11 protein-coding genes and 1 pseudogene are annotated in these 12,642 nt (G+C 45.5%); 9 read left to right on the forward strand and 3 right to left on the reverse strand.

The genetic code is table 11. The features are described 5' to 3' along the window. Positions 1-89 precede the first annotated feature (89 nt). Positions 90-1,277, forward strand: coding sequence for an aminotransferase-like domain-containing protein (locus F4V51_RS13425; RefSeq protein WP_153978350.1), 1,188 nt, complete (start codon positions 90-92; stop codon positions 1,275-1,277). Between the two features lie 135 nt (positions 1,278-1,412). Here F4V51_RS13425 and F4V51_RS13430 read toward each other — a convergent pair whose 3' ends face one another. Together F4V51_RS13430 and F4V51_RS13435 are read right to left on the reverse strand one after the other, a co-directional pair. Then, the gene (locus tag F4V51_RS13430; RefSeq protein ID WP_153978351.1) at positions 1,413-1,838 is read right to left on the reverse strand and encodes a hypothetical protein; all 426 of its coding nucleotides are present in this window, start codon (positions 1,836-1,838) and stop codon (positions 1,413-1,415) included. A gap of 122 nt (positions 1,839-1,960) precedes the next feature. Then, positions 1,961-3,235 carry a stalk domain-containing protein gene (locus F4V51_RS13435; protein WP_153978352.1) on the reverse strand — a complete coding sequence of 425 codons (1,275 nt, stop codon included), beginning with the start codon at positions 3,233-3,235 and terminating at the stop codon, positions 1,961-1,963. Between the two features lie 225 nt (positions 3,236-3,460). On the opposite strand from F4V51_RS13435, the gene F4V51_RS13440 reads away from it, so the two are divergent. The 4 genes from F4V51_RS13440 to F4V51_RS13455 all read left to right on the forward strand — a co-directional run bounded on the left by F4V51_RS13440 (position 3,461) and on the right by F4V51_RS13455 (position 7,748). Further along, a complete protein-coding gene (locus F4V51_RS13440) occupies positions 3,461-3,793 on the forward strand; it encodes an antibiotic biosynthesis monooxygenase (RefSeq protein ID WP_153978353.1) in 333 nt (110 codons plus the stop codon). 194 nt (positions 3,794-3,987) lie between these two features. Beyond that, positions 3,988-4,296 carry a hypothetical protein gene (locus F4V51_RS13445; protein WP_095287322.1) on the forward strand — a complete coding sequence of 103 codons (309 nt, stop codon included), beginning with the start codon at positions 3,988-3,990 and terminating at the stop codon, positions 4,294-4,296. Positions 4,297-4,552: 256 nt separating this feature from the next. Then, positions 4,553-6,523 (forward strand): 5'-nucleotidase C-terminal domain-containing protein, encoded by a 1,971-nt coding sequence (locus tag F4V51_RS13450; RefSeq protein ID WP_153978354.1) that lies wholly within the window; start codon positions 4,553-4,555, stop codon positions 6,521-6,523. A 190-nt stretch (positions 6,524-6,713) separates the two neighbouring features. Then, positions 6,714-7,748, forward strand: a complete 1,035-nt coding sequence (locus tag F4V51_RS13455; RefSeq protein ID WP_153978355.1) for a helix-turn-helix transcriptional regulator — start codon at positions 6,714-6,716, stop codon at positions 7,746-7,748. A gap of 76 nt (positions 7,749-7,824) precedes the next feature. Here the strand turns inward: F4V51_RS13455 and F4V51_RS13460 are convergent, their stop codons facing one another. Continuing rightward, entirely contained in the window at positions 7,825-8,886 is a 1,062-nt protein-coding gene (locus tag F4V51_RS13460; RefSeq protein WP_153978356.1) for an S-layer homology domain-containing protein, read from the reverse strand. A gap of 213 nt (positions 8,887-9,099) precedes the next feature. Here F4V51_RS13460 and F4V51_RS13465 point away from each other — a divergent pair. From F4V51_RS13465 to F4V51_RS13480, 4 genes and pseudogenes are all read left to right on the forward strand, one after another. Then, positions 9,100-9,679, forward strand: a pseudogene (locus F4V51_RS13465) (esterase/lipase family protein). Between the two features lie 168 nt (positions 9,680-9,847). Then, positions 9,848-10,435: a sugar O-acetyltransferase gene (locus tag F4V51_RS13470; protein WP_153980689.1), complete on the forward strand. Its 588-nt coding sequence runs from the start codon at positions 9,848-9,850 to the stop codon at positions 10,433-10,435. 208 nt (positions 10,436-10,643) lie between these two features. Then, entirely contained in the window at positions 10,644-11,543 is a 900-nt protein-coding gene (locus tag F4V51_RS13475; RefSeq protein ID WP_153978357.1) for an AraC family transcriptional regulator, read from the forward strand. A gap of 16 nt (positions 11,544-11,559) precedes the next feature. Beyond that, on the forward strand, positions 11,560-12,549 hold the full coding sequence (locus F4V51_RS13480; RefSeq protein WP_153978358.1) for an aldo/keto reductase: 990 nt from the start codon (positions 11,560-11,562) through the stop codon (positions 12,547-12,549). Positions 12,550-12,642: the final 93 nt, after the last annotated feature.

Below are 12,642 nucleotides of genomic sequence, written 5' to 3' on the forward strand. Positions count from 1 at the left end.
TTTGAAAACAGAGAAGTACTCGTATAATAGAAAAGAATGTAGAAGTAGTATTGAGCGTCAGATTTGAAGCAGGGAGGCATTATATTAAGATGAACTATTCATTTTCTAACCGGATTGCTGCGCTGCAGCCATCCATTATTCGAGAGATCCTGAAGGCATCCTCGGGTCAGAACGTTATTCCATTCTCTGCGGGTAATCCCGCTCCGGAGACGTTTCCCATTGAAGCCATTCGGACATTCACACAGTCCATTCTGGAGCAGGATCCGGTAACGGCTCTGCAATACGGGATAACCGAAGGTTACGGCCCGCTGCGCGATACATTGACCCATCACCTGAAGACGAACTATAACACGGGCACAGCATCGGACGAGCTATTTATTGTCTCGGGTGCACAGCAAGGCATTGAGCTTGCCTGCAAAGTATTCTGCAACGAGGGAGACACGATCATCTGTGAAAGCCCAAGCTTCATAGGATCGTTGAACTCCTTCCGGGCTTCAGGTGCGAGACTGGTTGGTGTTCCAATGGAAAGTGACGGTATGGATATCGGCAAGCTGGAACAGGCACTGCAGACAGAGCAGAATGTGAAATTGATCTACCTGATTCCGAGTTTCCAAAATCCCACGGGAATAACGACAAGTCTGGAGAAACGCAAAGCCATTTATGCTCTTGCCAAACAGTATGGTGTAATGATTCTGGAAGATAATCCATACGGTGAGCTTCGGTTCAGTGGCGAAGATGTGCCTACGATCAAATCCATGGACGAAGAGGGACTAGTGATCTATGTGTGCTCCTTCTCCAAAATCCTGTCTGCTGGCTTGCGTGTTGGTTATGTGCTGGCACCAAACGAAGTCGTGCAGAAAATGGTGGTTGCCAAACAGGGAGAAGACGTACATACGGCGATGCTTCCTCAGATCTTGGCCTACAAGTTCATGGCAGAATACCAGTATGCAGAACATATCAGCAGTATTCGCGAAATATATCGCAGAAAATCTGCCTTAATGATGGACAAACTCAAGGAACACATGGGGAATTCAATAACATTTACCCAACCGGATGGTGGCCTCTTCCTCTGGTGTGATCTGCCGGCTCATATTCCGATGCTGGATTATGCCAAGGCAGCTGCAGCCAGCGGCGTAGCCGTTGTTCCAGGCACGGCTTTCCTCGTTGATGAGAGTGAACCTTGCAATGCGATCCGATTGAATTTCTCCACACCTTCCGATGAACAGATTGTGAAGGGGATTGAAATTCTGGGGCAGGTATTGAAGCAGTATTCTTAATAACGTCTGATTAAAGTAGCTCCCTGTACAGCTGAAGTGGCATCTAGCCTTTCAACTGTGAGGGGGCTTTTCTTCATTCAAAAAACCCTACCGGATTTGCAGCGGTAGGGTTTTTGAATGTAAATCGATTAATGATCAATCTGATACGAGGAAGCCGTCAAAATTTTCGGGTCCGACTCGAACCGTTCCGAGCAGGTTCGTACTGATAAACGCTGAATACGTCAGTTGTGGTGTAATGGGCGGGTTGAAGTCATTCGCTGAAAAAGTAATGATTTCAGGTGCGAGTATACCGCTCAATCCATAGGTGCTATTTGCCGAATAGATGATAGGATCTGTCGCCAGCGTACCTCTCACAATGGTAATTCTCACTACGAAAAGTGCCAGAGGTAACTGAACTGTAATCGTCCCTTTGAGTTGAACCCTGGGATTGGTCCCAGTACCCGTGGTCACAAGACCGATCTGGGCAAATAGCATAGGGGTATTGATTGCTGGAATCGGTATGTTGATGGAATTGGTCCACGTTGCATTTTGTGAGACTCTTGCGTCCAGAAACTGAGTCATTCTGCATACCTCCTATCCGATAAGATAGAATAGTATATTCATAGAAGACAAGTTTGCGTGGACAAACTCCTGTAGGGCAGGAGATCCTTCATCATGCCCTACACATCAAAATGAATGTTCATTTACTCTTTGATCACTGACGAATTCACCGCATCTACCATTTGATTGTTGAATTCACGGAATAAGCCAAGGCGCCAGAATGCTGCTCCTTTGAGATCATATCTCTTGGCCAAGCCAAGCTTGTCATCAACGGAGGTTCCCGTTTCGCTGTTTAAGTTAATCCCAAGCAGCAGCTTGTCTTTTGGAACACCTGCGTTAAGTGCAAGCTGGATCGCTTGGTCAACAAGACTGTTGGGTTCAGGGACCTGTGCCTTGGTACCGGCAGGGTTATATTGATAAGCCATAATAATAAGATCGTCTGCCAAGGAAGCGAGCGTTTTGTAATCATAGCCTTTATATGCGCTGTTCAGAGGCGGAACAGCCAGTGATATCGAAATGTCACGAGGCAGAGAGGCTTTTAACTGTTTGACATAATCGTTAAGCAGTTTCTGCTGCTGCTTGGCATCCAGTTTGAAACCCAGACCTTCAAAATCAAGAACAACGCCACCAAATCCATTCTCAGTCACAGCCTCGTTAATGCCCTGAATCGACTTGTCGCGCAGACTGCTGTCACTCAAAACTTTGGTTAGCTCGCCTTGACCATCCAGTGCGTATACCATAAGGTACGGTATGATATTCTGATCTGCAGCATCCGCTACGATGGTCTGAGGGGTCACTTCGCCTGCTGCCTCAGGCAGATAATATTCATCTCCTTGAAGCGTAAATTGGCCATTCCGGTCAATTCGACTCCAGCCAAAAGCTATAGAGTTCATGGATGGGACCAGATCGATTTCATGAAATGCCCGCACGGCATAAAAGGCTCTCAAATGCATTTCACGCTGTGGGGATACGAGAGAAACTGTACGTGTGGCCTGATCCCATTTCACACCTACGCCGAATTGGCTGCTGAACGAACTCAGCGGAATGAGTACGCGTCCTTCTCGTTGAACCGGGGCTGCGGCAAGCTTCACTTTGGTGCCGTTAACGGTAGCGCTGGTATTTCCCACTTGAAGGAGGACCTCTGTAGCCTGACCTTTTACACTGCCTACGGCTTTGACGGTTTGTGTTTTGCTATTCCACGTAATCTGGATCCCCAATGCTTCACCTACGGTACGGAAGGGGACATAAGTAACGCCTTTGTCAACTCGAGGGGCGGCATCAAATTGGAGTGCTACATTATCCAACTTGACTGATATGGCAGGTGCTGCATGCACATCACCGATGTTTACCGTCGTTCCAAGCAAGGACAAACCAATCAAGGTGGCAGCAATGGTTTTGCCTATGTGTTTACGAGCCATGTTTTTATATTCCTCCACATTCATAAAATAGTAGAAAAAAGGACGTATGGACAGTAATCTAGCATAGTGTAGTATAGCAAAATTTTCATAGAGTTCCAATTACAAGATAGACTAATTCGGCTTTATTGATAATCATTTTCAATTGGGCTACAATAGTGGAAAGAGTAAACCAAATGCGGTTAGGCTGGTAGGTTTCCAGTGTAACTGCAATCAGGAGGAATACAGATGTTGATACAAACACGCAGTATGGTTATCGAAAAAGGGCACAGTGACAAGGTGCTGGAACGTTTCAATGGCCCAACCCCAGTGGTGGACATGCCTGGTCTGATTGATTTTAGCGTCATGGTCAACAAGAAGAGCAAGGAACATGAAGAGGTTATGGTTATGATTCGTTGGGAATCGGAGGAAGCGTGGAAAAACTGGGAGAAAAGCGATGCACACATCCAGGGCCACCGCAACAAGAGAGGGCAGGAAAAACCTGCATATCTGATCAGCACAACCGTAAATATGTATGAAGTCCAAACTGTAAAAGCAGGCAAAGGCACGGTTCAACAATAAGTCCATATGAAGATCATCAGGACCTCCCAAGGGAGGTTCTTTTCCATTCCAACCAGCAACGTATAGATCGCATGCCTATATAGAAAAATGAACATGCCTGTCGGCTGCCGAGCACCTTTCTTGCCGAAACGATACGTAAATTGCTATTATGAATGATAATATAGTCTTGAATTAATCAATCTGGAGGCATATCAATGAATCAGCGTTTCCGTATCACCCGAACCATGCAGGAACAAAATGGGGAACCATCCATTACTCTGGAAGAGTGCAAGGCATACTTTGCAACCCAGCCTGACTTTACGTATTCACAGGTTTACACTGTACAGGGAACCGAAAGTACCATGTCCATTGATGGAGATTTCTTTATGTGGAAGCAGGACAACGTGGACATTCCTTTCCGGCTATATTCTGGGGATTTGTACGTGGCTATTTCCAGTGAAGCTGTGGTTCCCAAGATGATTGAAGTCGCGACTGCTCTGCAAGCAGATATCGTGGAAGGATAGTTCATTTGAAGCCTGGTCCTTAAGTGGATCAGGCTTTTTTTATGACAATACAATAATTCGATTCATAACCTCCTAAATGTTGGATGATTATCAATAATATATGTAATGTATCTGCCGTAACGAAAAGAATGTGTTGCAAAATGTAATAATTTAGCTCAAAACGTAAATTTAATCTCCAATTATTTCATTTATCTTGTTATGATCTAGAGGAAAGACCTGGTAACATACATCATAAGACAAGAGGTGAAAGGGATTTATGAAGCATCGTAGTAAGCTCAGCTGGATTGTCATCATGGTTTTGGTGTTCTCTACTCTTTTTGGTGGAATTGCGGCTGCCGAGACGTACACCGTTAAAAAAGGAGATACGTTGTGGACCATCGCCAAAACAAATGGGACAACCGTAGCAGAGATGCAAAAGCTCAATCGATTGAAAAACGTGAATGTCCTTCAAGTGGGCCAAAAGCTAAAGCTTCTTGAGAAGCCATCCACAGGGATTGAGGTTCCTCAAAAAGAAGAGCAAGCCGAATCCACTACAATCACCATTCTGGGCACCTCTGACGTGCACGGGAATCTGTGGGGCTATACTTATGAAGATAGTGCGGAAACAACGAATAACGGGCTCGCACGGATATCTACATATGTCAATGAAGTGAAGAAGACCTCCCCTAACGTGCTGTTGATTGACAATGGGGACACATATCAAGGCAATATTTTAACAGATGATATTTATCGTAAAAACACGGATGTCATTCATCCTGTTTCCAAAGCCATGAACGCCATGAAGTACGATGCCATGGTTTTTGGTAACCATGAATTCAATTTTGGACTGGATCATGTGGATCGAATTATGAAAGAACTGAACTTCCCCGTACTTGGAGCCAACATCAAGACAGAAGATGGCGGGACACTTGGCGAGCCGTACACGATTATCAATGTAGATGGCATAAAAGTAGGGATTATCGGTGTAACGACACCCAATGTACCTCGTTGGGACGGTGATAAGGTAGACGGCCTTACGTTCGAGCATATGGGTGAAACGGTGAAGAAGTATGCACAATACCTCAAAAATGAGAAAAAAGTGGATGTACTTATCGCGAGCGCTCATGCAGGCATGTTTGCTGAGTTCGACGAAGACGGAGCTTCAGACTCCGCTGAACGAATTGTAAATATGGTGCCTGAACTTGATGCCATGCTGGTTGGGCACATGCACATCGTGGTTAACGAAAAAATCGGACAAACCGTTATCGGTGGCCCTCGCAACCTTGGCCGTGACATTGTGCGTTTTGATATCGAAGTGAAAAAAGAAAAAGGTAAAAATAAAGTGACGGACCGTCAGGTTCAAGTGGTAGACATGGCTTCCTACACCCCTGATCAAGCGATTCGTGACCTGGTGAAGGAAGAGCACGAAGCTACGATCCAATTCATTACAGGTGGTGGTTCTGCTGGAGCGGAAGGATCGTCTGGTGGTATTTTCGGTCAGGCAACCGAGGACTTCCAGCCTGTGAATGAAATTAATGGGATTCCTGAAGGCAAGCTTCAAGATACAGCCGTGGTTGATCTGATCAACAAGGTTCAGATGGAAGTGAGCGGAGCGGATGTTTCGGCCGCTGCACTCTTCAAAGACACCTCCAATCTGAAAAAAGGCAATATCACATATGCGAATATTTTCGATATTTACAAATTCGATAATGTGCTCTATACCGTTAAGGTTACGGGTAAAGAACTGAAGGCGTATATGGAATGGTCTGCCTCACACTACAATCAGTGGAAAGAGGGAGACGTTTCGATCAGCTTCGATCCTGAGGTTCCAGGTTATTTGTATGACATGTTTGCTGGCGTAGACTACAAAATCGACCTGTCCAAGCCTGCAGGGCAGCGTATCATCGATGTAATGTATCAAGGCAAGCCTCTGGCTGATACACAAGAACTGAAGCTTGCTGTAAACAACTATCGATACAGCAGTGCACTGAAAGCTTACAAATTGGTAGAAGCAAACCGCGATTGGGAATCACCACGCAGCATTCGGGATTACCTGGTGGAATATATTCAAGAGCATCAGGAGATTTCTCCGGAAGTGGACAATAACTGGGAGATCGTTGGAATCGACCTCGAAAGCCCTTATCGGGATGAGATCATTCAACTGGTGAATGAAGGCAAGATCGATGTTCCTTATGACCAATCGCTTAATGTGAACGAGCTGATCAAGCAAGGAATTATTAAGAAATAATTTATATTGCAAGAACAAGAAGTCGCCATCATGGCGGCTTTTTTGCATTGAAGGCAAAGGGGTTAGGTCAGTTTATGAGGGGGGTGTGGTTTTGGTTGTTCTTCTATTTGGCATGACCATGAGATTAGACATCTGGTAGATGAAGGAGTATTCTTGTTTATACTTATGATCAATCGAAGGAGACCGAAAGATGAAGCCGCATTCCATTGAACGTATTAAGATTCCAGCCGGATTCTGGGCAGGCTTGGAGCAAATGGGGATCGACACCCGTGTCGTAGCCCGCAGAGCACAACTGCCACTCACCAAGCTTACGAATACAATCGTCAATACTGACGAATATTTTGCAATCTGGCAGGCTTATTCCGACCTCATGGGTGACACGGCTGAAGGAATCATCAAACTGGCAACCGCTTATGAAACAGCCCACTATCCACCAAGTGTACTAGCCACTTACCATGCCCGTGACTACCGTGATGCGCTATATCGGATGGCTCGGTACAAACGAATGTGTCCTCCCGAAAGCTTGCACATTACCGAGGAGGAGGATCGCTGTATTATTGAACTGGAGTGGATGAATGGTGGACCATTCGGACCTCCCGTCCTGGTTGGAATTACGCTGGCCTTTCTTCTGGAGCTGGGACGTCGTGGTACAGGGCAGTCTTTGAATGCAATGCAGGTCGAATTCTCACAGCCCATGGGAGACGTAAAGGCTCTGGAAGCTTACTTCGGCTGCCATATCCGGATGGGTGCACCAAGGAATCGATTGATTTTGCGTCAAAAAGATCTGGATCTGCCCTTCATCTCCTATAACGAAGAGCTGCTTGAGATGCTGACGCCCATACTGGATCGCTCGCTGGACGAACAGAAACAGGCTCAATCCATGACAGAAGCGGTCGTATGGATTCTTAAACGGAGCCTAACAGGTGGACGTCCCGATATCCAAATCGTAGCGCAGGAGTTAGGCGTAAGTAATCGGACACTACAGCGCAGACTCACCGATGAGAACACCAGCTTCAAGCAGCTGCTGACCCAAGCCAGACATGAGCAGGCTCGAGTATACCTAGCTGATCCGTCACTTGATATCAAAGAAGTGGCCTTTCTTGTAGGGTATGAAGACCAGAATTCATTTTATCGGGCATTCCGGCTATGGGAGGGGGAAACGCCTACGAATTGGCGCTCAAAGCAAGAAAGCTGCCGTAACAGGGTGTTACGAATTGATGGATAATCTATTAGAACCAAAAACCACTGAATGAGGATTCAGTGGTTTTTTAGTGTTAATGAAATGAATGATAGATTAGTCCCTATTCTTCATAAGGCAGGATGGCATAGATTTTCCAGCTGTTATCATTCATTTTTTTGAGTTTATACAATCCGTCCATGGAAACCGTTTCTTCCTGTTGTTCTTTACCCGAATGGATCGTTACTTTCATCTTGCCGCCTTCTGCTTCTAATACAGCCAAACGGTTAGAGGTTTCGATGACAGTAAAATTCGGTTGGGAGAGCATCTCAATATCCATTGTGGTTCCCTCATCTACTACAGAAGTGATATCCTCCAGAGACGTAAAATTGGATGAAAGCTGATATCCGGTGTAATAGGTTGCATAGGTTACGGACAGCTGATCATAGTTATGATCCGTCATGGCTTGAATTTCCGAGTCCGTAGCAGTGGAAGCCAGTGCCGTCAGTTCAGATGCCTCCGGCAGCTCGGTTTGCTCCAATTGTAAAGCTCGTTCAAGCATAACTACAGCTTGAGCACGTGTAGCTTTTGCGAAAGGCTGAAACGTAGTTGTTGTCATTCCTGAAACAATACCAGCCTGGCTCGCTTTGGTAATGGCGGAAGCTGCATAATAGTTTGGAACGTCCTTGAAGGTTATGGATTCACCTTTAAACTCGACTGTATCGGAGAACGCACGTACGACCATTACCGCGATATCACCGCGTGTGATCGGGAGGTCAGGTCCGAATTCAGTGCTGCTTACACCCCCAACGACGCCAAGTGAACTGGCAATCCGAATGGACTCCGCATACCATTTGCCTGCTTTTACATCACTGAAGGATTTTCCCTGAGCTGTACTATGTAGTCCTGTAGCCTGAACAAGAATAGCTACGAATTCTGCACGAGTGATGGGATGATTGGGCTTAAGAGCGACCTCGCCATTGCCCAGGCTGTAACCGTTAAGAAGGTCAGCGTTAACGAAGTTGTCAAGCGTATCGTATGCCCAGTGGCCATCAATATCTGTCGGGAAATACAAATCCAGCGATTTGTACGAATCGGCAGCCTGGGCTTTGCTCCACGAAATAGGGAATACCACAAGGATCATGGCGAAGAAGCAAAGAGTGATGCGGTTAATCGTTTGTCTCATCTAGGAAGTTCCTCCTGTAAATTGAAATTTGCCGTCATTCAGCATAACAGAGAAGGGGGTGGATGGCTAAAGGAAATCTTTACTAACGATTTAATCTATTAAATTTGAGACTAAAGATCCATTTATATTCCATATATTAACTTATATTATATATAGTGTAAATTATATTTTAGGAGAGTGAATGATGTGAAAAAGAGTAAATTGTTTTTTGCCATGGTCATGAGCATACTTATAGCCATTTCGTTACCTGGTATCGGTCAGAGCTCTAAGACATTCGCTGCGACAGAACGGACACCTGTTGTCTTTGTTCATGGATTAACAGGCTCCGATAGCAATTTCACTTATATTGAAAGTTATCTGCGTGGTCAAGGCTGGTCCAGAGATGAGCTGTTTGCGATTGATCTGCCCAGCAAGCAGGGAAAATCAGCTGTTGAATTCTGCAGCTATCAGTCAATTCGTAGACAATGTACTTAGGGAAACAGGTCATAGCAAAGTCAACATTGTGGCTCATAGTATGGGCGGGGCTAATAGTTTATATTACATATTAAACCGTGGGGGTTCTACCAAAGTAGACAAGCTGGTCACCTTGGGAGGCGCCAATCGTTTGACAACATCTTCAGCGCCAGAGGGAGTTGAGGTTACTTCCATCTACTCTACCAGTGACACGATTGTATCTCCTGCACTTTCCCGTTTGAGCGGCGCGAATAACATACAGGTTTCGCTGGTTTCCCATATTGGTCTGCTCTTCAATTCACGGGTTAATGCCTTAATTAAGACAGCATTGAATGAATAGAGAGACAGCGGCAGCTGAATGAAACATGAGTGATCCAGGAGGTCACTCGTGTTTTTTTGTAATTTGCTAATGGATGAATTTATAATAGTTGTATTGTGCATTGCTGCGTCCATACATAGAATATTGGCTACCCAAATAGACACATCGAAGGAGCTTACACGAATGACGATGACCGAGAAAGAAAAAGCACAACAAGGACTCTTATATGATAATAACAACGACCCACAATTGGTAAACGAACGCCTTGAAGCAAAAGAGCTGTGCTACGACTACAACCAGCTTCGTCCGCGCATGATATCCGAAAGAGAAGCCATTATGAAAAAACTTTTGGCGAAAACAGGAGAGAAGTTTTGGATAGAACAGCCCTTTTATTGTGATCAAGGATACAACATTGAGATTGGAGAAAACTTCTATTGTAATCATAATACGGTGATGCTGGATGCAGCGAAGATTACCTTTGGCGCCAATGTGTTCATTGCACCGAATTGTGGATTTTACACTGCTGGCCATCCCCTGGATGTTGAACAGCGCAATCAAGGGTTGGAGATTGCCCTCCCGATTACCGTAGGGGACAATGTGTGGATTGGCGGAGGCGTATCTGTGCTTGCAGGTGTAACGATTGCAGATAATACGGTGATCGGCGCGGGAAGCGTAGTGACGAAGGATATACCGGCAGGAGTCATTGCTGCAGGCAACCCATGCAGAGTCATTCGAGCGATTACGGAAGCGGATAAGAATAAATATCCTAGAGGGTAAATGGGTCATAACCCAAGAGAATAGAAGAGAGAACGGGAGCCAGTTTACTGGAACCCGTTTTTAGTTTCATTGATTTGGCGTTGACGGATGCATTCCCTTTAGAAGAATGAACGAAATGATCACATGTCTTGAGCTTCAGAGCAAAGTATTTCTTGCAGAAAAGCGTTATGGTTATGTTTGCAGGAGATGACAGAAGGTAGGAAGAAGAATGGATGTACAACGAACTGAAAAACTAATTCATGCTCCAAAAGGAATGGAACAGGCACCAGACAAAGAGGGAAGCTTGAAATGGAATGGGCTGACAGTCATCCAGTTTTGCTTGCATACGCAGGGAACCAGAGGAAGCTTTTTCCTGAAAAATCATCTGCTGCTGTTCGTTAAATCAGGTGTATATACGGTTAAATACAAGAACGAAAAGCATACGGTACGGAGCAATGAAATGATATTCTTGCACAAAGCGATCAAAGTAGACTACGAAAAGTCGGGTGAGCCTGGTACTGAATATTTGCTGGATTATATGATGTTTTATCTGAACGGGGATATACTTCATAAGTTCGCAGATTTTGCAGATTGGAAGGCCATTCTTTTCACAAGTGAGGTCGCCCAGGTATCTGTCATTACAGTTACCGCCCCAATGAGAGCATATATTAACTCCCTAAAATCATATTTTCACCAATCTGATTCGATCAGCGACGGATTGGTCGGCGTCAAGTTCATGGAGCTGCTGTTTCATCTTGCTGAAGCAAACACAAACTTGCTGCAACAGCTGCTGTATCCCCATCCTACTGAACGGAGTCAGATTGAACAAGTCGTAGAAGAGAATGTGACCAATCCCGTTTCCATCGAAGATCTGGCCTATTTGTCTGGCAAAAGCCTGTCGACGTTCAAGCGGGAATTTCGGGCATTGTATAACACTTCTCCGTTAAAATGGATACGTAATCGCAGACTGGATCTGGCCAGTCAGCTCCTGCTCGAGTCGACACAATCGGTAACGGATATCTGTTACGCCTGCGGCTTCGAAAATACGACTCATTTTTCCAAGGTGTTTAAAATGCGCTTTGATCTTTCGCCAACGGAATATAGACGACAGAACTTAAGAAAAGAATAACGAGGAGGATGAGAAAATGGAGTATGTGAAGCTGGGGAAGACAGGGTTGGATGTCTCTAGAATTTGCCTGGGATGCATGGGATTTGGGGATGCCAGCCGATGGATTCATCAATGGGTACTGAACGAGGAGAATAGCCGGCCTGTCATTAAGAAGGCTCTGGAGCTTGGTATTAACTTTTTTGATACAGCGAATGTCTATTCTCTGGGAGCAAGTGAAGAGATCCTTGGGCGGGCCTTGAAAGATTATGCCAAACGAGACGAGGTTGTTATTGCCACCAAGGTGCATGGACGAATGCATGAAGGACCGAACGGCGCCGGATTGTCCCGCAAAGCGATCATGAGCGAAATTGATAAGAGTCTGATGCGGCTTGGAACTGACTATGTAGATCTGTATCAAATTCATCGCTGGGACTACCATACCCCAATCGAAGAAACCATGGAGGCATTACACGATGTAGTCAAAGCCGGAAAAGTAAGATATCTTGGTGCTTCTGCGATGTACGCCTGGCAGTTCCAAAAGGCCTTGTTTGTCGCTGAGCGCAATGGCTGGACCAAATTCGTTTCCATGCAAAATCATCTGAACTTACTGTACCGTGAAGAGGAACGAGAGATGCTTCCCCTATGCAAGGAGGAAGGGATCGGAGTCATTCCCTACAGCCCGCTTGCTTCAGGTAGACTGACACGTGACTGGTCGGAATCAACGCATCGCTCGGAGACGGATCAGGTGCAGAAATCCAAATACGACTCTACTGCCGATACGGATCGCTTCATTGTAGAGCGGGTTGCAGAGATCGCAAGTAAGCACAGTGTTCCGCGGGTTCACATTGCTCTGGCATGGCTTCTGCAGAAGCAGCCCGTAACAGCTCCCATTATCGGTGCGACGAAGATATCACATCTGGAGGATGCCCTTGCAGCCATGGACCTGAAGCTGACAGCAGAAGAAGTCGCGTGGTTGGAAGAAACTTATGTGCCACATCCGGTTGTGGGTTTAATTCCAATTCAATAATTAATGTGAATATATGAGCGGATGAAGGGCTTGCCCTATCGTTCGCTTTTTTTGTTTTTCTGCCTTCAACATGAAAAAGGACCAATTGGGAAA

It is taken from the genome of Paenibacillus xylanilyticus (assembly GCF_009664365.1).
In the GTDB taxonomy this organism is placed as follows: domain Bacteria; phylum Bacillota; class Bacilli; order Paenibacillales; family Paenibacillaceae; genus Paenibacillus; species Paenibacillus xylanilyticus_A.

What these genes read in the sequence shown, in the direction of transcription:
- F4V51_RS13455 (WP_153978355.1), top strand. Translation starts at nt 6,714, where the DNA reads ATGAAGCCGCATTCCATTGAACGTATTAAGATTCCAGCCGGATTCTGG.
- F4V51_RS13450 (WP_153978354.1), top strand. Translation starts at nt 4,553, where the DNA reads ATGAAGCATCGTAGTAAGCTCAGCTGGATTGTCATCATGGTTTTGGTG.
- F4V51_RS13475 (WP_153978357.1), top strand. Translation starts at nt 10,644, where the DNA reads ATGGATGTACAACGAACTGAAAAACTAATTCATGCTCCAAAAGGAATG.
- F4V51_RS13460 (WP_153978356.1), bottom strand. Translation starts at nt 8,886, where the DNA reads ATGAGACAAACGATTAACCGCATCACTCTTTGCTTCTTCGCCATGATC.
- F4V51_RS13435 (WP_153978352.1), bottom strand. Translation starts at nt 3,235, where the DNA reads ATGGCTCGTAAACACATAGGCAAAACCATTGCTGCCACCTTGATTGGT.
- F4V51_RS13480 (WP_153978358.1), top strand. Translation starts at nt 11,560, where the DNA reads ATGGAGTATGTGAAGCTGGGGAAGACAGGGTTGGATGTCTCTAGAATT.
- F4V51_RS13440 (WP_153978353.1), top strand. Translation starts at nt 3,461, where the DNA reads ATGTTGATACAAACACGCAGTATGGTTATCGAAAAAGGGCACAGTGAC.
- F4V51_RS13425 (WP_153978350.1), top strand. Translation starts at nt 90, where the DNA reads ATGAACTATTCATTTTCTAACCGGATTGCTGCGCTGCAGCCATCCATT.
- F4V51_RS13430 (WP_153978351.1), bottom strand. Translation starts at nt 1,838, where the DNA reads ATGACTCAGTTTCTGGACGCAAGAGTCTCACAAAATGCAACGTGGACC.
- F4V51_RS13445 (WP_095287322.1), top strand. Translation starts at nt 3,988, where the DNA reads ATGAATCAGCGTTTCCGTATCACCCGAACCATGCAGGAACAAAATGGG.
- F4V51_RS13470 (WP_153980689.1), top strand. Translation starts at nt 9,848, where the DNA reads ATGACCGAGAAAGAAAAAGCACAACAAGGACTCTTATATGATAATAAC.